The organism is Roseovarius confluentis, from assembly GCF_002917925.1.
Classification (GTDB): Bacteria; Pseudomonadota; Alphaproteobacteria; order Rhodobacterales; family Rhodobacteraceae; genus Roseovarius; species Roseovarius confluentis.
Genome location: NZ_PPFE01000016.1, coordinates 1 through 20,452 on the forward strand (window position 1 = coordinate 1; position 20,452 = coordinate 20,452).

The 20,452-nt window shown below is 60.6% G+C and carries 11 protein-coding genes and 2 pseudogenes; 5 read left to right on the forward strand and 8 right to left on the reverse strand.

Annotated features, from left to right (window positions below; all coding sequences use genetic code 11):
* Positions 1-801: 801 nt before the first annotated feature.
* From C2I35_RS21155 to C2I35_RS21165, 3 genes are read right to left on the reverse strand one after another with little or no spacing between them, the layout of a single operon-like run.
* On the reverse strand, positions 802-1,374 hold the full coding sequence (locus tag C2I35_RS21155; protein WP_146050107.1) for a hypothetical protein: 573 nt from the start codon (positions 1,372-1,374) through the stop codon (positions 802-804).
* Positions 1,358-3,376, reverse strand: a complete 2,019-nt coding sequence (locus tag C2I35_RS21160) for a glycosyltransferase (RefSeq protein ID WP_103765036.1) — start codon at positions 3,374-3,376, stop codon at positions 1,358-1,360. Before C2I35_RS21160 ends, C2I35_RS21155 begins: the two co-directional genes overlap by 17 nt.
* Positions 3,376-4,560, reverse strand: a complete 1,185-nt coding sequence (locus tag C2I35_RS21165) for an HlyD family secretion protein (RefSeq protein ID WP_146050108.1) — start codon at positions 4,558-4,560, stop codon at positions 3,376-3,378. Before C2I35_RS21165 ends, C2I35_RS21160 begins: the two co-directional genes overlap by 1 nt.
* Positions 4,561-4,835: 275 nt before the next feature.
* On the opposite strand from C2I35_RS21165, the gene C2I35_RS21170 reads away from it, so the two are divergent.
* Positions 4,836-5,927: a HAMP domain-containing protein gene (locus C2I35_RS21170; RefSeq protein WP_082631019.1), complete on the forward strand. Its 1,092-nt coding sequence runs from the start codon at positions 4,836-4,838 to the stop codon at positions 5,925-5,927.
* A 287-nt stretch (positions 5,928-6,214) separates the two neighbouring features.
* On the opposite strand, the gene C2I35_RS21175 is transcribed toward C2I35_RS21170, so the two are convergent.
* Positions 6,215-6,352 carry a YegP family protein gene (locus C2I35_RS21175; protein WP_103765038.1) on the reverse strand — a complete coding sequence of 46 codons (138 nt, stop codon included), beginning with the start codon at positions 6,350-6,352 and terminating at the stop codon, positions 6,215-6,217.
* Positions 6,353-6,660: 308 nt separating this feature from the next.
* Between C2I35_RS21175 and C2I35_RS21180 the strand changes: the two genes are divergently transcribed.
* Both C2I35_RS21180 and C2I35_RS21185 read left to right on the forward strand, forming a co-directional pair.
* Complete coding sequence (locus C2I35_RS21180) at positions 6,661-7,854, forward strand: efflux RND transporter periplasmic adaptor subunit (protein ID WP_425442956.1); 1,194 nt, start codon at positions 6,661-6,663, stop codon at positions 7,852-7,854.
* Between the two features lie 12 nt (positions 7,855-7,866).
* A complete protein-coding gene (locus tag C2I35_RS21185; protein ID WP_103765039.1) occupies positions 7,867-11,001 on the forward strand; it encodes an efflux RND transporter permease subunit in 3,135 nt (1,044 codons plus the stop codon).
* Between the two features lie 312 nt (positions 11,002-11,313).
* On the opposite strand, the pseudogene C2I35_RS21195 reads toward C2I35_RS21185, so the two are convergent.
* Positions 11,314-11,525: pseudogene (locus tag C2I35_RS21195) on the reverse strand (ISKra4 family transposase); the annotation flags it as partial.
* A 487-nt stretch (positions 11,526-12,012) separates the two neighbouring features.
* On the opposite strand from C2I35_RS21195, the gene C2I35_RS21200 reads away from it, so the two are divergent.
* Positions 12,013-13,791: a sensor histidine kinase gene (locus C2I35_RS21200; RefSeq protein ID WP_103765040.1), complete on the forward strand. Its 1,779-nt coding sequence runs from the start codon at positions 12,013-12,015 to the stop codon at positions 13,789-13,791.
* Between the two features lie 153 nt (positions 13,792-13,944).
* Positions 13,945-14,466 (forward strand): annotated as a pseudogene (locus tag C2I35_RS21205) (transposase); the annotation flags it as partial.
* Between the two features lie 78 nt (positions 14,467-14,544).
* Here the strand turns inward: C2I35_RS21205 and C2I35_RS21210 are convergent.
* The 3 genes from C2I35_RS21210 to C2I35_RS21220 form a co-directional block, all read right to left on the reverse strand.
* Positions 14,545-18,144, reverse strand: a complete 3,600-nt coding sequence (locus tag C2I35_RS21210) for a hydantoinase B/oxoprolinase family protein (RefSeq protein WP_103765042.1) — start codon at positions 18,142-18,144, stop codon at positions 14,545-14,547.
* A 93-nt stretch (positions 18,145-18,237) separates the two neighbouring features.
* Positions 18,238-18,993 carry a GntR family transcriptional regulator gene (locus tag C2I35_RS21215; protein ID WP_103765043.1) on the reverse strand — a complete coding sequence of 252 codons (756 nt, stop codon included), beginning with the start codon at positions 18,991-18,993 and terminating at the stop codon, positions 18,238-18,240.
* Positions 18,986-20,440 carry an FAD-binding oxidoreductase gene (locus C2I35_RS21220; protein WP_103765044.1) on the reverse strand — a complete coding sequence of 485 codons (1,455 nt, stop codon included), beginning with the start codon at positions 20,438-20,440 and terminating at the stop codon, positions 18,986-18,988. The genes C2I35_RS21215 and C2I35_RS21220 overlap by 8 nt, the downstream gene beginning before the upstream one ends.
* Positions 20,441-20,452: the final 12 nt, after the last annotated feature.

Below are 20,452 nucleotides of genomic sequence, written 5' to 3' on the forward strand. Positions count from 1 at the left end.
GAAACAGACAATCCGAAAGCGCCGGTTGCAGCACAAAGCCGCGGCCGCCTAAACTCAAACAGAAACCGAACCAGAGCCTCCGTTACCAAAACAAACGACTTGTCCGAAAAACTCTGAAGACGGACAGGACTGGTAAAAGGCCTCGATCCACGCTGAAATTGTGGAGTTTAGTGGGAATATGAAAAAAGAGTTGGATAGAGCTCTATGTAGATCAGGCATTCTTCTATTCGCCAATCTCAAGAAAATCGCTTGCACGAAAATCCATACCCACCTTAGCCGACACTAAAGTTTAATGCAGCGAAAGGCAGTTCTCCACCCCATCCTCGTCGATCGTCCCGTCGCCCCAATTTCTGACACGTATGCAACAAGCTGGCGTTTATCTGCGCTTCAAATGCGTCCCACAAGGTTCCCCGCTGTCCGAAATTTGATACTCCTCGGAAAATACTGACAATACGGTGCACATGAACCTCGCCTCAAAATGCTTCCTGAGGTTCCTGGGCGATCCTCTCGGCCGACAACCAAGATCATTCACGTTGCAGGAAATGGGTATCGCGGCGCGCGGGGCTGGTTCGCCTTGGATTGGAAGCTATCGCGACGCGCCCATCGGTGAGGAATCGTGACGCGGGCGGCTTGAGCGCGTCGGTGGAGACAGTACCACTCTGTCGCCAGTCGAAGTCCAGTCGGAAAGGCGGGAATTTTGCAGTCAAAAATAGTAGGTTCGGCGGAGCGCTGCCGTTCGCTGCTCAGGTCAAGAATGTCGGCTTTGCGGGTTGAGCAACCGGATTGTCACGATCTTTAAACTCAGAAGGTATTGATCGAAATCCCAATAAAACTTTCCTCGGAATCGAGCTTGTAGCCGGCACGGAAACTCGCCTTGGTATTCGGGATCCCGAATGCCACGGCCGCGACCTTGTCGCGGAAGCCGTCGTCGTCCCCGAGATAGCTGAACTCGAAAGTCACATCCGGCTTGTCGAAGCCGATGGCGGCAAGGGCGAAGTAACCTCGATCGATCGTCGTTGCCTCGCCGAGCAGGAAGACGCTGCCGAAACTTGTGGGCTGGTAATGCTCGGCCACGAACCGTATCCCGCCCTTGACCGTTTCGAGCCCCTCAAGCTGGATTGCCGGTCCGGCGCGGAAGGTGACCGGCGTCCCTAGCGAGAACTTGTAACTGGCCGTCAGGTTCAGATCCTCCGGCCCGGTGTAATCGCTGAACACCATGCCGTATGACAGGCGGTCGCGCTCGACCGAGATCACGGCCGTCGTGGTGTCTTCGCCGAGATCCAGTTGATAGAACTCTCCGTCGGCCTGTGCCGCCGGGGCCGCGAACACAAGCATCGCGGCGGCGTAGCGCATGGTCTTATTCCCTGCCGTCAAGTGTTGTTCCTTTCCTGGCTGTCCTGTCCCGGCTGATGCGCGATATGCGCCGCGCCATGTCACCTAGCATGTTCCAGGTGTTCACGACGCTGATACCGGGTGTATTGTCTTCGGTATAGAACCTCATGAAAAGCGCGTCGCGCTGTTCTTCGTCGGGCATCAGTTCCACGCGCATTCCGTCGGCTGTCGGCGCAAGTACGAACACCGACAGTTCACCAACCCCCGGCAGGTCGATCATTCCGTAGGTGCCGGCGTCGAATTGTCCGCCCCGCAACCGTGCGGTGTCCTGCGTCAGGCTGGTCACCCACATGCGCTGTGAAACCTTGCCCGAGGTGAAGGTGACGCGCTCGGGCGTGTCGGCAACATGGCGTTCGCGCCGGGGCAGTTCTACACAGGCGATGATCGTCAGTGCCAGCACGATCATGTTGTAGATCGTCCAGAACAGTATGACCCATTTGCCTTCGCCCGCGTCGTTGAAGGCAAAACGGTCGGTCACGATACCCATCAGAAGCCCGACAATCGTAAGTCCAAGCAGGATGGCGAAAGGGGCCAGCATGTTCCATTGCACCACGATGCGGCTGCGGTCCCCACCCTTGGCCGTCACGCTAAAAGGGTGGCCCCTTGGCTGCACCAGCCCGGTGAACGCCGCGCGGGTGATCGGCAGAGCGCCCAGCAACTGGCTGACATCGGTCAGGATCGGCACCACGTTGCCGCGCGACATCAGGTTGATGGCCATCAGGTTCCAGGCGAAGAAACAGCCGAAATAAGTTATCACATCGGCCGGACTGGCATCCACGACGGTGATGTTCCCGTACCAGTAGAGCAACGGGAAAACCATGGCTGCGACCCGGAAGGGAAATGTCGTGATCCAGTAGAGGCTGGCGTCGATGACGCTCCAGCGGTCGCGCAGGCGCAGCCCGTTATTGCGGAACGGTCCGACCCGGCTGCGCGCGATCTGCATCATTCCCAGGCACCAGCGCGAGCGTTGCGTGACGTATTCCTTCAAGCCTTCCGGGGCGAGCCCCTCGGTCAGCGGCTCGTTGAGATAGGCGGTGTGCCAGCCCGCGTTCTGCAGGCACAGCGTGATCATGTAGTCCTCGGTGATGCTGTCGGTGGGGAAGCCGCCGATATCTTTCAAGGCGTTCAGCCGCATGATCGAGGATGTCCCACAGCAGAAGGCGACGCCCCAGCCATCGCGCGAGGGCTGCATGTCGTCGAAGAAGAAGCGCTGCTCGTCGGGATAGGACCGGCTTATCCCGAGGTTGTGCTGTATAGGATCGGCGTTGAAGAAGTGCTGCGGGGTCTGGACAAGACCCACCGCCGGATCGTGAAAAAGGGCCAGCGTGCGTGAGAGGAATCCGCGATGCGGCACGAAATCGGCATCCAGAACGGCCACGTAATCCGGGGGCGTCTCCCGCGCCCAGAGAACCTGAAGCGTGTGGTTGATGTTGCCGGCCTTTGCGTGCTTGTTGTCGGGGCGCCGCATGTAGGTGACGCCCTCTTTCTCGCAATAATCACGCAACCAGTCGCGGCGTCCGTCATCGAGAACCATGACTTCCTTGGCGGGATGGCGCAGAGCCTTGGAACCAATGATGGTACGTTCAAGCACCTCCAGTTCCTCGTTATATGTCGCGATCAGGATCGCAACCTTCGGCGGCGTGTCCCCCCACCAGCCGGCGTTGCGGTCGGCGTCGGGGCTTCGGTCACGGTGACGCATGAGGATGAAGAAAGCGCTGATCGAACTTACGATTGCCATCAACTCCAGCCCCAGCAGCAGCCCACTTGCCAGGAAATCAATGGTCCAGCCCACCGGGGCGATCGTTTCGGTCGTTCGCCACCATGCGTACCTGATCGCGAAAATGATCGCGATCACGAACAGGAAGATACGGTGATGGGTGTCCTGACGGTCGATGACATACGGCAGAATCAGTGCCAAGCCGAGTATCGGAACCACGTGCACCAGGCTCGCGCCCATATCGCCGAGGTAAAGGTTAGGCAGCATTACTCCCAGAACTTCCACAATATATCGAGTGGGCGGTCATCAAAGAACACGCGGCCCGTTCTGCCTATGCTGCAACCGTCCACCGGATCCGTCCTCAGTTCCGGAACGACGAGCGCTACATCGTAGCGTTGCAGGTGTTCTTCGCTCGGAGCCACCGCCATGCCTTCGTATACAGAGGCCGCGCCGGAGCCCGCGAGGCGGGCGACCGTCCCCTGCATCGCCTCGTCGCCGCCAAGCGGGCGGAACGTCGCGGTGTCGCCGGTGGAAAGCGAATTATAGATGGTTTCCGACACCGACAACGTGACCAGCACCGAGGCGCAGTCGGCGATGTTCATGATAGGATCACCCCGTTGGACGTTCACGCCGTTTGCAGTCAATTCCTGCCAGAGAACGCCGTTGACCGGCGAAGAAAGCGTATCTCCGCGCAGCTTGACGAGACGCGACAACTCCCGCTCTATGCGGATTTCGTAAGCCGTCAGCTGTTCTTCGGTCCGGGCGATATTTGCCTCGACAAGTGTCAACGAGGTCTCTGCTTCGCGCTGCCTCAGTGCCATATTCCATGCCGCGCCTGCGGAGTCGTCAAGATATATCGCGCGCCGCGCTGCGAGCAGTTGCAGAGCCTCCAAACCGGCGAAGTCCTCGATGGCGCCATCCAGAAACGCGCCTGAAAGTTCGAGAAAGCGATCGGGGTCGTTTTCATCGGGCGCCAGCTTGTTCTCGTCGACGGTAAGGCTGCCAGATTCCGAGGGTGGCTGGTCCCGATTTGGCGAGGTGTCTGGATCGGACGGTGCTCCACCTGCGGTGATCTCAAGTTCCCGAGTTCGTGCAGCCGCGTACTTTCCGGCCGTCGATTCGATCCAGCGCAACGCTTCCCGTCGTGCATCGCGTTCGGTTTTGTAGCTTGTCAGATCCGCAGCCAGAAGGTCTCGTTCCAATTGCAGGTCGTTCAGGCGCACCTGGTCGGCCCTCGCATCTTCGACGGAGAAGAGTGTTGAGCCCTCTTTGATAAAAGCACCAGGCGCGCGATCCGGAAGATCAACGTCCCCGGCGACGGGAGCACGCGCGGTCAAGAGAGGCGCGTTAACAAATGCATTCGCGCTGGCCCCGGTCATCTGCTCCACGACAATGACGTAGAGCGCCCCAAACAGGAGAAAAAAACCAATACACAGGCGAAGATACCGCAATGTCGGCCCCTCTTGCAATTACAAGCATAGTTTAACCTTTATACGCACAACCAAATTAACGATACTATGGTGTAGGAAGATTTCGCTCGTCTGTGAGTTGTGTATGCAACTCCATCTTTGCTCCTGTTGTGGAACGAAATTTGGAAAGTTGCACATACTGCTGCCAGAATTCGAAGTTATGCGGCTGTGAAAAGTATCGGGTGGTCGTCTTGGATGTCCGTGGTGAGAGTCAGAGCGCACCCCGTTCATGAGTAAAAGTAAGTGGAATTCGACAAATGGTTAAGCCTGATTTGACAAGTTCCGGCAGGGAAAACGTTCACGCTCCACGACTAGCAACATCTATCTTCGGCTTTGTCATGATTTGCGGCCTGCTGGGCATGGTTGCAATTTGGTGGCCTATACATCAGCACGCGCGAAGCTTCGAAACACGGGTCGAATCCGAGAATGCCATCCGCGGAGTGAAGGCACTTCGGCTCGCGGTTTCCCGGGCGGTTGAACGGGAATGGGAAAGCCTTCAAGCCGTCGCAGGACAGATCGCTCCAATGGAAAACGAAGAGATCCGCGCATTCACCGACGCTGTACTCGTCGCCGGTGGACGTGTCGCCTGGGCTGGGCTCGCCGATCTTTCCGGCACCATCAGAGTCGGCTCCAATGGGAGCCGCGTGGGCACCTCCGTATCAAGCACAGACTGGTATCGACAGGGTCTTCGCGGTCCGTTTTTTGGTGACATAACATCGTCCAACCCCACCGCGGCGCATGAGCAGAACGATGTGTTGAACATTGCCGTGCCAGTCAAATCCGCCGATGGAGATGTTACTGGAGTATATGTATACAGTCTGAAAGCAAGTTGGCTTCAGGATTACGTTCAGGCTGCTGCGGACGACCTTGGCTTGCTGGCTTATGTCGTCGACAAGCGCGGCCGCTCAATCTTTCCGACGCAACAGCAGACCAGCGTGGACCTTACACCAGCCAGTCTCAGTTCCCTTTCTCTCAATATCGAATCCGCACAGGTCGTCGAGGATGCAAACGGCGTGAGAAACATCTACGCCGTTGCGCCCGAGCTCACGGTCGGCAACGCGCCCCCCACTGGCCTCTCTCTGGTTGCGCGCGTTCCGCCGGCTTCTTTCGGTCAGGATGTATCGGACCTGTCGGTCGCAATGTGGATCAGTCTGCTCAGCTTGCTCGGTGTCTTGGGAGCGTTTTCGATCCTGTTCACACGGCATTTCGTGCGCCCGCTGGAGCGCCTGTCCGAGACCGCCCGAGAGATAGCAGATGGCAAGGAACCTTATCCGGAGGAATTCAATTCCAGCCGCGAAAGTGAGCAGCTCTCGCATGCGCTCAGCCGTATTCAGAGCCGATACTATTAGAGCACTGCAATCGCTTGGCACCGGTAGCGGGCACCTTGGCAGGTGATCATTATGATCACCAAGCCGTCATTCGTTGCAAGAGAGGCGAAAATCGGTTTTGGGCCGTTCCTGCCGGTAACGATAATGGCCCTCCTTATCGGTCCCGGCAGCTATCCCCGGAAATTGGGGATAAGCTCCAGTGCCCAGGCAAGCCCACTGTCGAGCCCCAATTTTTGGAACTCTAGGCCGTAATCGACACGGATTTTGTTTCGAAGATTTTCGACAGCTAGAAGCTGAAGTCCCCGACTTCAGCTTGTCTGGTCGTCGACCCGCGCACCGGGTGCATTGGATTTCACTGACGTGATTCCATTTTCGCGTCCCGACGCGCTGCTATAGGATTCGCTGGTTCCAACGACTTGGCCGTTGCTGGCCTTGAGATTGAACATCGGCTTATCCTGTCACACTTGTCGCGTTTGCGGAGTTTACAAGATAGCCGGAGGCACGAAAATGCAGTCAGCCGGAGCGGATCCGGCTTTCGTTGCTGCATTGCTCCTTTGGAGAGGTCACAATTGTCCGTTTCGGAAACAATGGCTCGGCAGCTTAGGCAAGAAGTTCAGTGCCCAATTTATCAGTCGATTAGGCTGAAGTTATCACCATCAGTAATGGTTTCTATGGATACCCCGGAGCGAAGAGGCTATGAGGCATGCAGTGTATATGTAACTTGGCAAGCATCCGCCATCGGGGGTCAAAACGCATGATGAACCGTTCAATCCTAGCCATCGCGACAGTGAGCTTGGGTCTGGCCGTATCGGGCATGTTTGCCGGGCGGGCACTGGCTCAGCAGGCGCAAGAGCCGACGCCGGTCGTGGTTGTCAAGTTACAGGCGCAGACGGTTACGCTGACTTCGACGTTGCCCGGCCGGGTTGCAGCCTCGGCGGAGGCAGAGGTGCGTCCGCAGGTCAACGGAATCATCACGGAGCGGCTGTTTCGGGAGGGGGGCTTTGTCGAGGAGGGCGACGCGCTTTACCGCATCGACTCCGCCACCTATTCCGCCGCGGTCGAACAGGGGCAGGCCGCGGTGACGCAGGCCAGGGTCCAGCTGGATGCGGCGGAGGTCGAGGCCGATCGGCTGGTGGAGTTGCGAGAGCGCAACGTGACGAGCGAGCGGGCCTTTGACGAGGCCAAGGCGGTGCGCGACACCGCGGCGGCTGCGGTCGAGGTGGCCGAGGCGCAGTTGCGGTCGGCCGAGATCGAGCTGGAACGCACCACGATCCGCGCACGCCTTTCGGGCGAGATCGGCCTGGCGCGGACCAGTCCGGGCGCGCTGGTGACGGCCAGCCAGGCCGAGCCCCTGGCGGTTATCCGGGACATCGACCCGGTTTACGTGGACGTGACACAGTCGGCGGCGGATCTGCTGCGGTGGACCCGCGGACAGACCGAGGACCAATTGACCAATGCCGACACGACGGTGCGTCTGACGCTGGCGGACGGATCGGATTTCGATGAGACAGGCACGATCACCGCCGCGGAGCCAAACGTTGACCCGCAGACCGGCGTGGTGGTGCTGCGCATGCAGTTCGACAATCCCGACCGGTTGCTCTTGCCGGGGATGTACGTGCAGGTTGAGATGCCTGTGGGCACCGCCGAGAACGTTCTGTTGGTGCCGCAGGAAGCGGTGCAGCGCGACAGGCGCGGCCGCCCGTTTACCTGGGTGGTGACTGCAGAGAATGTCGTCGAGGAGCGCCAGGTGACCATCCTTCAGGACCGCGGCGCCGACTGGGTGGTCAGCGGTGGGTTGCAGGACGGCGACCGGGTGATCGTCGCCGGGTTCCAGAAGACCGGGGTCGGTGCGACCGTCGCCCCGGAGGAGCGCGAGGCGCCCCAAGCCGAGGCGACCGGCGACGCAAACGAAGACCCCGCCGAGGCGGACGACCAGAAATCCCCATAAGGAACCACTCCCATGGCGCGCTTTTTCATTGATCGCCCGGTGTTTGCCTGGGTTATCGCGATCCTGATCATGGGAATCGGGGTGCTGGCAATCCGGATCCTGCCAATTGCGCAGTATCCGGAAATCGCGCCGCCCTCGGTCACCATCAGTGCGAATTATCCCGGCGCGTCGGCCGAGACGGTCGCCAACACGGTGACGCAGGTGATCGAACAGCAGATGACCGGGCTGGACGGGTTGCGGTATTTCTCGTCCAACTCGACATCGGCGGGCCAGTCGAGCATCACGCTGACCTTCGAGACCGGCACGGATGCCGATATCGCGCAGGTGCAGGTGCAGAACAAGCTGTCGCGCGCCACGCCGCTGCTGCCGGAAACCGTGCAGCGGCAGGGTGTCACGGTCGAGAAATCCTCGGCCGGCTTCCTGATGGTTATCGGGATGATCTCGCGCGCGAACGGGTTCGACCAGGTGGACCTGTCGGATTACATGGTCACCAACCTTGTCGACGAACTGAGCCGGGTCGAGGGAGTCGGGTCGGTCCAGGTCTTCGGCGCGCAATACGCTATGCGGATCTGGCTGGATCCCTCCAAGCTCGCGGCCTTCGAGCTGACGCCTGCAGATGTTGTGAACGCCGTGTCGGCACAAAACGCCCAGATCTCGGCGGGGGCGTTTGGCTCGCGGCCGACGGTCGAGGGGCAGCAGCTGAATGCCACGATCACCGCGCAGTCGCTTCTGAACTCGCCCGAGGACTTCCGGCAGATCGTCCTGCGGGCCGAGACTGATGGCGGGCTGGTGCTTTTGGACGATGTGGCGCGTGTGGAGATCGGCGCGGAGAACTATGCCACCATCGCGCGCTTCAATCAGGATCCGGCGGCGGGCCTTGCTGTCAGCCTAGCACCTGGGGCCAACGCGCTGGACACCGCCGAGGCCGTGAAGGCGCGGATGGCCGAATTCGCGGAGTTCTTTCCCGAAGGCGTGGAATACGTCATTCCCTACGACACCACGCCCTTCGTGCTGATCTCGATCGAGGAGGTCATCAAGACCCTGTTCGAGGCGATCATCCTGGTCTTCCTGGTGATGTTCCTCTTCATGCAGAACCTGCGCGCGACGCTTATTCCGACGCTGGCGGTGCCGGTGGTTCTACTGGGCACGTTTGGCGTTCTTGCGGCGGCCGGCTTCACGATCAACACGCTGACGATGCTGGCCATGGTACTGGCGATCGGACTGCTGGTCGACGACGCGATCGTCGTGGTCGAGAATGTCGAGCGGATCATGGAGGAAGAAGGCTTGCCCCCTCGCGAGGCGACCTACAAATCCATGGGCCAGATCACCGGTGCGCTGATCGGGATTGCACTGGTGCTGTCGGCGGTGTTCGTGCCGATGGCGTTCTTTCCGGGCTCGACCGGCGTGATCTACAAGCAGTTCGCGATAACGATCGTGTCGGCGATGGCGCTGTCGGTGGTGGTCGCGCTGACCCTGACGCCCGCGCTGTGTGCGACGATCCTCAAACACAAAGATCGCGACAAGAAGAAAGGCGCCTTTGGTTGGTTCAACCGCGGGTTCGATGCGGTCCTGAGCCGGTATTCCGGCACGGTCGCCTGGAGCGTCAAACGTCCGTTCCGGGTGGGGCTGGTTTATCTTGCGCTGGCCGTAGCGATGGCGTTTCTGTTCACACGCACGCCGACCGCGTTTCTGCCGGACGAGGACCAGGGCATCCTGTTCACTCTGATCCAGACACCGACCGGCGCAACGGCCGAGCGGACGCTAGACGTGCTGGAACAGGTCGAGGACTATTATCTGACCCAGGAGACCGACACGGTGAAATCCATGTTCGGAGTGGTCGGGTTCAGCTTTGCTGGCCAGGGCCAGAACATGGGCATCGCCTTTGTCCAGTTGAAGGACTGGGACGAACGCAAATCGCCCGGGCAAAGCGTGCAGGCCCTTGCCGGGCGCGCCTTCGGGGCGCTGAGCGGAATACGCGACGCGATGGTGTTTCCCATTGTGCCGCCCTCGGTGATCGAGCTTGGTAACGTGTCGGGGTTTGACGTCTATCTTCAGGCGCGTGGGGGGCAAACCCACGAGGAATTGCTTCAGGCGAGAAACCAGTTGCTGGGGCTGGCGGCGCAAAGCGAACTGATCGCGTCGGCCCGGCCCAACGGGCTGGAGGACGCGTCACAGTTCAATCTGGATATCGACTGGCGCAAGGCGGGCGCGATGGGCGTGACGGCCAACGACGTGGGCCAGTTGCTGACGGTGGCCTGGGCCGGATCCTACGTGAACGACTTTATCGACCAAGGCCGGATCAAGCGTGTCTACGTGCAGGGCGACGCGCCAGATCGTTCGATCCCGTCGGACATCGACAAGTGGCGGGTCCGCAATGCTAGTGGCGGTCTGGTGCCGTTCTCGAATTTCGCAAAAGGCTCGTGGAACTACGGGCCGCAGGGCCTCTATCGCTTCAACGGCATCCCCTCGATGCAATTGCAGGGCGCGCCGGCCCCCGGCGTGTCCACCGGTGCCGCAATGGCCGAGATGGAGCGGCTGGCTGAACAATTGCCGCCGGGCTTCGCGCTGTCGTGGACCGGGCTGTCCCTAGAGGAACGGCAATCGGGCAACCAGGCACCGCTACTATATGCGCTATCGCTTGCGGCGGTGTTCCTGTCGCTTGCGGCCTTGTATGAAAGCTGGTCAATCCCATTCGCAGTCATGCTGGCCATGCCGATTGGCGTGGTAGGAGCATTGTCGGCGGCCTATTTCGGTGGATTTGACAACGGCGTCTTCTTCCAGGTTGGGTTGCTGACGGTGATCGGCCTGACCGGCAAGAACGCGATCCTGATCGTGGAGTTTGCGCGCGACAGGCACGTGGCGGGTGAGCGTGTCATCGACGCGGTGGTGGAGGCGGCAAGGCAACGCTTTCGTCCGATCATCATGACCTCGATGGCGTTCTCGCTTGGGGTGCTGCCTCTGGTGCTGAGTTCCGGCGCCGGGTCGGGCGGGCGCAACGCGATTGGTTCGGGCGTTCTGGGCGGGACGATATCCGGCACGGTTCTTGGGGTCATTTTCGTGCCGCTGTTCTTCGTGATCGTGACCAGATTGTTCAGGTTCGGACGCGGTACACCGAAAGGGTCCTTACGTGACAAGGGCACCGGTTGATGCCTGCTGGCGGCCGGTTTGCACGCAAAGCTGACGTGGGCTGTGAACGGTAGGTAGCAGCCGAAGGGCGCGGGGCGGATTTGTCAGGTTGTTTTGCCTCCGCGAATTGTTTCGCAAGGGCGAGGGTTCTATACAGTCAGTTTGCTTGTGTATTCGCTCCAGAGTGCGAAGGCATCGCTGCGAGCGTGGCGATATGATCTTGCGGAAAGACGGTGGCGTTCGGGCGAAACAGGGCGGCGGTTTGATCATGGACGGACAGGAAGCGTTGCACCTGACCGAATGTCGCTGGGGAGTGGAAGGACCTGGAGATAAAGCGGCTCGGAGATGCCCTTCGTCAAGCCTTCCGTCCAAGACCGCGGCTCTGACCGTTGCCACCGGATGTGCGCCCTGCGGGGACCAAAGCACCCGGCGTTTTTTGGCCATGCGAGCGTTGGCTATCTCATTGACCAAACCCCAGCACGCGATGTCGAAACCGCCTTTCCTCTTCGACGTCGTAGATTGTAATCGACGAGCGCCACACGGTTGTATTGCACGTGCAACAGTTCGGCCATGCGCTTTCGGTGAATGCGCCAGTCGATGCAGGTGCCAAGGTCACGCAAGATCAGTCGTTGTGACAGTAGAGGTTCCAGGCGGCCTACAGTCAGGCGCGTCAGCAGACCGGACAGACGCAGTCGCCTGCTCAGGGCCACGGCGATGCGAAATCCTTGGCCGTAGGCTTGAAGCAATCGGTCAAGTTGATTCGCTCCATACGAATTACCGGCAGGACCTTGCCTTGCGATGGGACCGATTGCCTCCGCATGTCGAAATATCCACAACTCACGCGGAACCTCGCATGGATCCTTAGTCGTAAGTAACTGCATTTTCGCAAATCTTTGATATTAACGGAAACGTAACGCGAATGACGTCATTTCGACCCACTTCACGTGCGCTGATTCAAAAGGCCACCTTGACGCCGTATTATAGGCAAATTCAAATGATTTATCTCTGTAGTATCTTGCAGTTGGGGGATTCATGACTTGCTTTGAAGGAGCATTCTCAAGCCCGGTCTTTCTAGTGGCCGCGGCGGTGATCGCACTTGCTGCCTTGACCATGATTTGGACCCTGAAATCGCAGGATTTCAACGGAAAGCGTTTCTACGCGCTCACCTTCATCGGTGTCATGTGGACTCTTCTCAGCGTTGGTCTCGAAGCTGCGTCAGCGACTTATGCCTGCAATATGCAATGGGCGACGGTCGCTTGGCTGGGGCACGGATTGGTGACCACCTCGTGGTGTTACTTTGTCTTCAATTACGTCGGAAACGCCGATTGGGTCCGCACACGTCGCGCAACTGCGCTTCTGCTTGGCACTACGCTGGGAATATTCGCCCTGGTCGCCACAAATTCGTTGCACCATCTCGTCTATACCGAGGACACGATGCTTCCGGTCGGCAGCAATCAGATCGAATACGTTCACGGGCCGGGCTTCTACACGATCATCGCCTTACTCTACACCTTCGTCATGGCCACCTTCGTTTGCCTGATAAGGGGTGTTGTCCGCGCCAAGCGGAGCGCCTGGCCACTGCTGAGCATGCTGACCGCCATCACCTTGTCCCCGCTGGTCGTGAACGCCGCCTACATCGGTCTGGACTTCACCTTCTTCGGTCTCGACCCCACCGCCTTCATGTTCTCGCTGGGCGTGCTGGCGTTCTCCTGGATGCTGCTGGTGAGCAAAACCATGGACATGGCCGCAATCGGTCAGTCGGTCCTCTTCGATACGAGCAGCGAACCGGTCGTCCTGATCGACCGCAAGCGAAACATCGTGCTGATGAACGCCGCTGCCCGCAAGCGCGGGCTGAGCCATGGCAACAATCAAGTGCTGCGCGACCTCTTCGACGGGCATGATGACTTGGCCACTGCGGCCGATGGCTCTCATCTGCGCATTGGCGACCAGGCCTACGAACCTCGAATACAGAAGGTCCGTAACCCTCTGAACCCATCCGCCGAAATTCTGGGATGGAGCGTGACCCTGGTCGACGTCACCGATCGCATGGCGATTAACGCGTCGTTGCAGGAGGCCCTCAGGACCGCCGACGCCGCCAATCGCGCCAAGGACGAGTTCGTCTCTGTGGTCAGCCACGAGATGCGCACGCCGCTGACTTCTCTTAAAGGCGGTCTTGCGATCGCCCTTAGCGGTCGTGTCGGCGAGATGAGCGACCAGATGCGCTCTTTGCTGGAAATTTCCCACCGCAACGGTATTCGCCTCTCGCGCCTGATCGACCAGATTCTCCTGGCGCAGAAGATGGACATCGGAGCGCTTCAACTCGAGGAAGACGCTGTCGATCTCGATCGCCTGCTCACAGACAGCATCGAGGAAAACCGCGTCTTCGCCTCAGAGCGCAAGATAACGCTTGTGAAGAAGTCCACTGTCTCGCACGCGTTAGTTCAGGGCGATGCCTTCGCCATTCGCCAGATCATCGACAACCTTCTGTCCAACGCCATCAAGTTCTCGCATGAGAACGGCACTGTCGAAGGCACGTTGCATATGACTAACGGCAAGCTGCGCTTGTCGATCAAGGATGCCGGCCACGGCATTCCTGAGGGGATGGAAGACCGCGTTTTCGGGCGCTTCGAACAGGTCGCCAACCAGAGCCAGCATTCGACGCAAGGCTCGGGCCTAGGCTTGCACATTTCCAAACGGCTGGCCTGTCAGATGCAAGGCGACTTGACCTATGAAAGCGCCATGGGCGTTGGCACGAATTTTCATCTGGAGTTCACCGCGATGGAGCAGAATGAAGACCGTTTGGCTGGCTAGCGCGTGCGATTTATACGTTTGAAGCAATGGTTTCATATTTGTGAATATCTAATCTTATAATGTCCTAGAACCGCGATACAGGTTAGGCCATACGGTCACTCTGAAGCTTGAAGCTTGTAGCTGCCTACCTGAATGACAAACAGCCACAGCTGATGGTTCTATCTCAGCACCGTCCTCGATGATTACAGCCGATACGACGTGGCATGGCGACTGTGTACCACCTTGAGAGCAGACGATGTGACCGCCACTCTCGAGGAGGCCTTAGCGGCCTCGGGATGTGACCGGGCAACGGTGGCGTACCGGCCGAGGCGGCTCAGCGATAACGGCAGCAGTTACATCTCTGGCGATCTCGCGAAATGGCTCGAGGAACAGCGCATGGATCACGTCCGCGGTGCGCCGAACCACCCGCAAACCCAAGGCAAGATCGAGCGCTGGCACCAGACCCTGAAGAACCGCATCCTGCTGGAAAACCATTATCTGCCTGGGGCGCTCGAGCAGGCGATCGGTGACTTCATCGAGCACTACAACAACCAGCGCTACCACGAGAGCCTAGGCAACCTGACCCCGGCCGATGTCTACTGCGGCCGGGCAAAAACCATCCTCGCACGACGAAAGGAGATCAAGGCAAAGACAATCTGGAAACGCCGCTTGCTGCACCGACAGACAGCGGCATAGACTGAAACCACAACGAGCCAGATCCTCCGCTACCGATTAGGCCGCCCTGTTCCAAATCATCTGACGACGGACAGGCTCTCACTTTGACTTGCATGGCCCGAAGCCACCTCCCCCCGGTGTTTCCAGAATGAAGATATCGCCCACGGCCATCTCTCTGGAATCATTTCCCAAAAGCGCCTCTTCGGTACCGTCGGCGCGGATCACCCGGTTTTGGCCCGGCAGGCCATCGGCCCCACCGGCAAGGCCAAAGGGTGCGGTTTGTCGGTGCGAGGAGAGAACCGTCGCCGTCATCGGCTCGAGGAAGTGCATCTTGCGCACCACACCTTCACCACCGGGGAACAGACCTGCCCCGCCGGATCCTGCGCGGAGACCAAAATGCTCCAGCCGAACCGGGTAGCGGTCTTCCAGAACCTCAGGGTCGGTCATGCGGGTGTTGGTCATGTGCGAATGCACTCCGCTTGCGCCTACGAAGCCATCGCCGGCGCCAGTGCCGCCGCAGATGGTTTCGTAGTTCTGGTGCGCGTCATTGCCGTAGACGAAGTTGTTCATCGTCCCTTGCGAGCCCGCGACCACACCCAGCGCGCCATAGAGCGTTTCGGTGATGGACTGGCTGACTTCCGTATTTCCGGCGATCACCGCGGCCGGGTAGACCGGATTGATCATCGAGCCGTCGGGCACCGTCATCTCGATCGGTTTCAGGCAGCCTTCGTTCAGCGGGATGTCAGAGCCGACAAGCGTGCGGAAGACGTACAGAACAGCGGCGCGGCAGATCGCCAGAGGCGCGTTGTAGTTGCCCGGATCCTGCTTGGACGTGCCGGTAAAATCCACCTTGGCCGAGCGGCTGGCATGGTCGATGGAGATGCTAACAGCGATCTGCGCGCCGGAATCCAGAGTGTATGTGAATTGACTGTCCTTGAGCACGTCGATCACCCGGCGCACACATTCCTCGGCATTGTCCTGCACGTGGCCCATATAGGCATGCACCACGTCCTTGCCAAACTGATCGACGATGCGCAGCAGCTCCCGCACGCCGGTCGCGTTGGCCGCGATCTGGGCGGACAGGTCGGCGATGTTCTGGTCGATATTGCGGCACGGGTACGGGCCGGAGGCCAGAAGCTGGCGCGTGGCCGTTTCCTGGAAGGCGCCGCCTTGCACCACGAAGAAATTGTCGATCAGAACGCCTTCCTCGTCGATATGGCTGCTGTCCGGCGGGGCGGAGCCCGGCGTCTTGCCACCGATATCTGCATGGTGCCCGCGAGAGGCCACCACGAAGAGGATATTCTCCCCCGCCGTGTCGAAGACCGGGGTGATGATCGTGACATCCGGCAGGTGGGTGCCGCCGTTGAACGGGTTGTTCATCATCACAACGTCGCCGGGCTTCAGCTTGCCCTCGTTCTGGCGCAGCACGGTAGCCACGCTTTCGCCCATGGAGCCAAGATGCACCGGCACGTGCGGCGCGTTGGCCACCAGCCCGCCTTCGGGATCGAAGATCGCACAGGAGAAATCCAGCCGCTCCTTGATGTTCACCGAATAGGCGGTATTGGCGAGCGTCGCGCCCATCTGCTCGGCAATATTCATGAAGAGGTTGTTGAACACTTCAAGCATCAGCGGATCGACCTGCGTGCCGATCGCCTCCGACCGGGTAAGGGCGATGACGCGGCGCAGCATCAGGTTGCCGTCGGCCATCGCCTCCGCTTGCCAGCCATGTTCGACGACGTTGGTGCCGGTCGGCTCGGTGATGATCGCCGGACCGTCGACGGTGGCGCCGGGGGCGATATTGGCCCGGTCCACGATCGGCACGGTGCGACGGCTGCCTTGGGTGTACATCTGCGCCTCGGTCATACAGTGACCGCTCGGCTCCATGCCGCCCGCCTCGGGCACCGCACCGGCTGCGCCGATAGCCTCCACCGTCAGCAGCTCGATAATCAGATCGGCGCCGGTCGGGGTGTAGCCAAAGCGCTGCTTATGCGCCTCGTGGAAAGACGCAGTCATGATCTCGGCACCGTCGAAGGGCACCTCGATGGTCTGGTGCGCGCCGGAGGTGCGGATATGCGCCATGCGCTTCACCTCGACGATCGACGCGTCGATCCCCTGTGAGATCACCTCGCCCCGCGCATCCTCCCCCAACGCGGCCAGCGCGGTCTCGGCGGCGCAAGTGGCATCGATCGGCTCACCAAATTGCTGCTCGCGCAGGGCGCGCACATCGGCAAGGCCCATGCCGAAGGCCGAAAGGACACCGGCGAAGGGGTGAACGAAGATCTTCTCGACCCCCAGCACGTCGGCCACCAGACAGGCATGTTGCCCGCCCGCGCCGCCGAAGCAGTTAATCGTGTACTGGCTGACATCATAGCCACGCTGGACCGAGATCTTCTTGATCGCGTTGGCCATATTCTCCACCGCGATGCGCAGGTAACCCTCGGCCAGCTCTTCCGGTGTCTTGGCCGGCTGGCCGCTTTCCTCGGCGATCTGCTGCGACAGGGCGAGGAACTTCTCGCGCACCACATCCACGTCCAGCGGCTCGTTCGCCTCCGGCCCGAAAACATGCGGGAAGGCGTCAGGCTGCAGCTTGCCCAGCATGACGTTGCAATCGGTCACCGTCAGCGGACCGCCTCGGCGGTAGCTGGCCGGGCCGGGATTGGCCCCGGCGCTTTCCGGGCCGGCCTGCATACGGCCATTGCGATAGCTCAGGATGGAGCCACCACCAGCGGCGACCGTGTGAATACTCATCATCGGAGCGCGCATCCGCACGCCGGCCACTTCCGTCTCGAAGGAGCGTTCATATTCGCCCGCATAGTGGCACACATCGGTAGAGGTGCCGCCCATGTCGAAGCCGATCAGCTTGTCCTGCCCCGCCATCTCGGCGGTGCGGACCATGCCCACGACGCCGCCCGCCGGACCGGACAGGATCGCGTCCTTGCCCTGAAACAGCCGCGCATCGGTCAGCCCGCCATTCGACTGCATGAACATCAGCGCCTTGCAGGCCCCGCTATCGGCGTCGAGCGCATCGCTCACCTGCTCCACGTAGCGGCGCAGGATCGGGGAGAGATAGGCATCCACCACGGCGGTATCGCCCCGGCCCACCAGTTTGATGAGAGAGCTGACCTTGTGGCTCAGAGAGATCTGTTCGAAGCCGACTTCCTCGGCGATGCGGCCGACCAGCTGCTCGTGCTCGGGGAAGCGGTAGGAATGCATGAAGGCCACGGCCAGCGCGCGCACGCCGCTGTCATAGACTTTCTGCAGCTCGGTCCGGATTAGGACCGGATCCGGCGCGGCGATCTTCTCGCCCCGGGCGCCGACACGCTCGTTCACCTCGATGACGGCATCATACAGCAGTTCCGGCAACACGATGTTGAGATCGAACAGGCGCGGGCGGTTCTGGTAGCCGATGCGCAGCACGTCGCGCATCCCTTTGGTGGTGACGAAAACGGTGCGGTCGCCCTTGCGCTCCAGCAGCGCGTTTGTGGCCACGGTCGTGCCCATGCGGACCGTCTCGATCGTGTCCTGCGGGATGGCGTCACCCTCGCCCAACTCAAGCAGTTGCCGGATGCCGTACACGGCAGCGTCCTGGTAGCGTTCCGGGTTCTCGGACAGCAGCTTGTGGGTCTTGAAGTCGCCTTCGGGTGAACGCGCAACGATGTCGGTGAAAGTACCACCGCGATCAACCCAGAACTGCCACATTTCCTATATTCCTTCTTGGTTCTTGCAGCGCCCTCCCGGGAGGGGATCCGGACGCCTGGTTTAAGTCGATCCGCTGTCGCGGAGTTCGGGCGGTCAGCCGTTCCGGTCAGATGTTGCGGCCTCAAGCGGGAAGGCGTCGAAGGCGTCGCTGTTGTGACCGAAGACGGCCTGCTGAAGCCGGGTGCGTGACAGGCGCTGGTGTTCCACAGCCAGATGGTCGGCGAGGTCGGAATCGCGGTCGCGGATCGCCTCGAACATGCTGTGGTGCTGCTTGCTGGTCTCGGTGAGGTGCTGTTCGAGCGATTTCTGCTCTTCCGAGCGGCGCTCTAGGTCGATCCGGTTGGAGAAACAGGCTTGGTGCAGGCGGCTCGCCGTCAGCAGCATCCGCTCGTAGAAGTTGGAGAAATACTCGTTCCGGCCCGCCTCTGCGATGGCCATGTGGAATTCGAGGTTCACGTCCTGCCGCTGGATGCCGGTGCCGTTCGGGCACAGCTCGTCGAATTTCAGCATTTGCACGCGGATCTTCTCCAGATCCGCCTCGGTGCGGTTCTTCGCGGCGGCGCTGTTGACCACGCGACTCGACAGCAAAAGCGCGTCGAAGATCGAGGACAGATTGTCGAAGTTAAGCGGCGCCACCAGCGCCACGCGCCCGTCGCGGACCACAAGTCCTTCGGAGATCAGGTGGATGAACGCCTCTCGGATCGGCGTGCGCGACACGGAATAGCGCGCGGCAATCGCGGCCTCGTCCAGCACGCTGCCTGGTTTGAGGTTGAGGCGCAGGATGTCCTCGCGCAGGCCGCTATAGACCTTTTCACCCCCCCGGTTCGATTTGCCCTTGGTCTCATTCATTTTCGATCTCCCCGCCTAAAGCATTTTCATCAATGGAAAATTTCAGCATCCGGCCCGGGTTCGCAATCCCGAGCGGGTCGAATGCCGCCTTCATGTCGCGCATCATGCGCAAGGACGAGGAGGACTTGTACCGCTCCATGTCGCCGGTGTGGATCGAGCCCACGCCATGCTCTGCGCTGAAGGTGCCGCCAAGGCCCACGGCAATGTCGTAGAACATGTGGCCGACATGATCGCGCACGGCTTCCTGCGCGGTCTGCGCGGCCCATGCCTCATGCGTGAACATAGCGATGTAATGCAGGTTGCCGTCGCCGATATGGCCCACGACCACCGGAACCGCGTCCGGATAGGCCTCCGCCAGCTCGGCCTCGGCCTGTTTGATGTACTGGTCCAGCTTGCCGATCGGCACCGCAATGTCATGGGTCAGGCCCATGCCGGCATGCATGTTGCACTCGGTCACCGAATGGCGCACGCCCCATATCTCGCCCCGCTGGCGCTCGTTTTCGGCCAGGATCGCATCGGTCAGAGCGCCGCTTTCCAGCTCCGGCATGAGCAGGGTTTCAAGGATATCGCGATACTCCGCCTCGGTGCTGCGCCCGCCGACCTCTACGATCAGGTACCAGGGCGCCTGCCGCATACGCAGAGCGCCTTCGGCTCGGAACTCTCGGACGATCTCCATCTCGCTATCCGACAGAAGCTCCAGCGCGGAAATCTCGCCGGGCAGCGCGCCGCGCAGATCGCGCGCGATGTAAAGGGCCGTGTCGATATCCCGGATCGCCAGCGCCGCCGTGGTCATGCCGCGGGGCCGGGCGAAAAGCTTCAGCGCGGCGCCGGTGATGATGCCGATCGTTCCTTCGGAGCCGATGAAGAGATGCTTGAGGTCAAAGCCGGAATTGTCCTTCCGGACGGTCTTGATCGCGTCGATGATGGTGCCGTCGGGCAGCACCACCTCCAGCCCCAGTACCAGGTCGCGCATCACGCCATAGCGCACGGCGGCGGTGCCGCCCGCATTGGTCGCTATATTGCCGCCGATCTGGCAGGAGCCTTCAGCCCCGAGGCGGAGCGGGAAGAGCCGGTCTACATCCGCCGCGGCCTGCTGAACATTGGCAAGGATGCAGCCTGCGTCGACGACCATGCTGTCATCGTCGGGATTGATCTCCCGCAAGCGGTTCATGCGGGACAGGTTCAGCACGATGGAGCCGCCCTGCCCGTCCGGCACCGAGCCGCCGCAGACGCTGGTATTGCCGCCCTGCGGGAAGACCCGGATGCGGTTGGCGTGGCAATAGGCCATCACCTCCGACACGGCTTGTGTGGTTGACGGAAACACGACGCACTCCGCCTGGCCGGTATGGCGCTTGCGCCAGTCGATCAGGTGCGGCGCCATGTCCAGAGCCGCAGTCAGAACGGTGACATCCTTGATATGCCCCAGGGTGCTTGCGTGATCCGTCATGATTTCAATCCG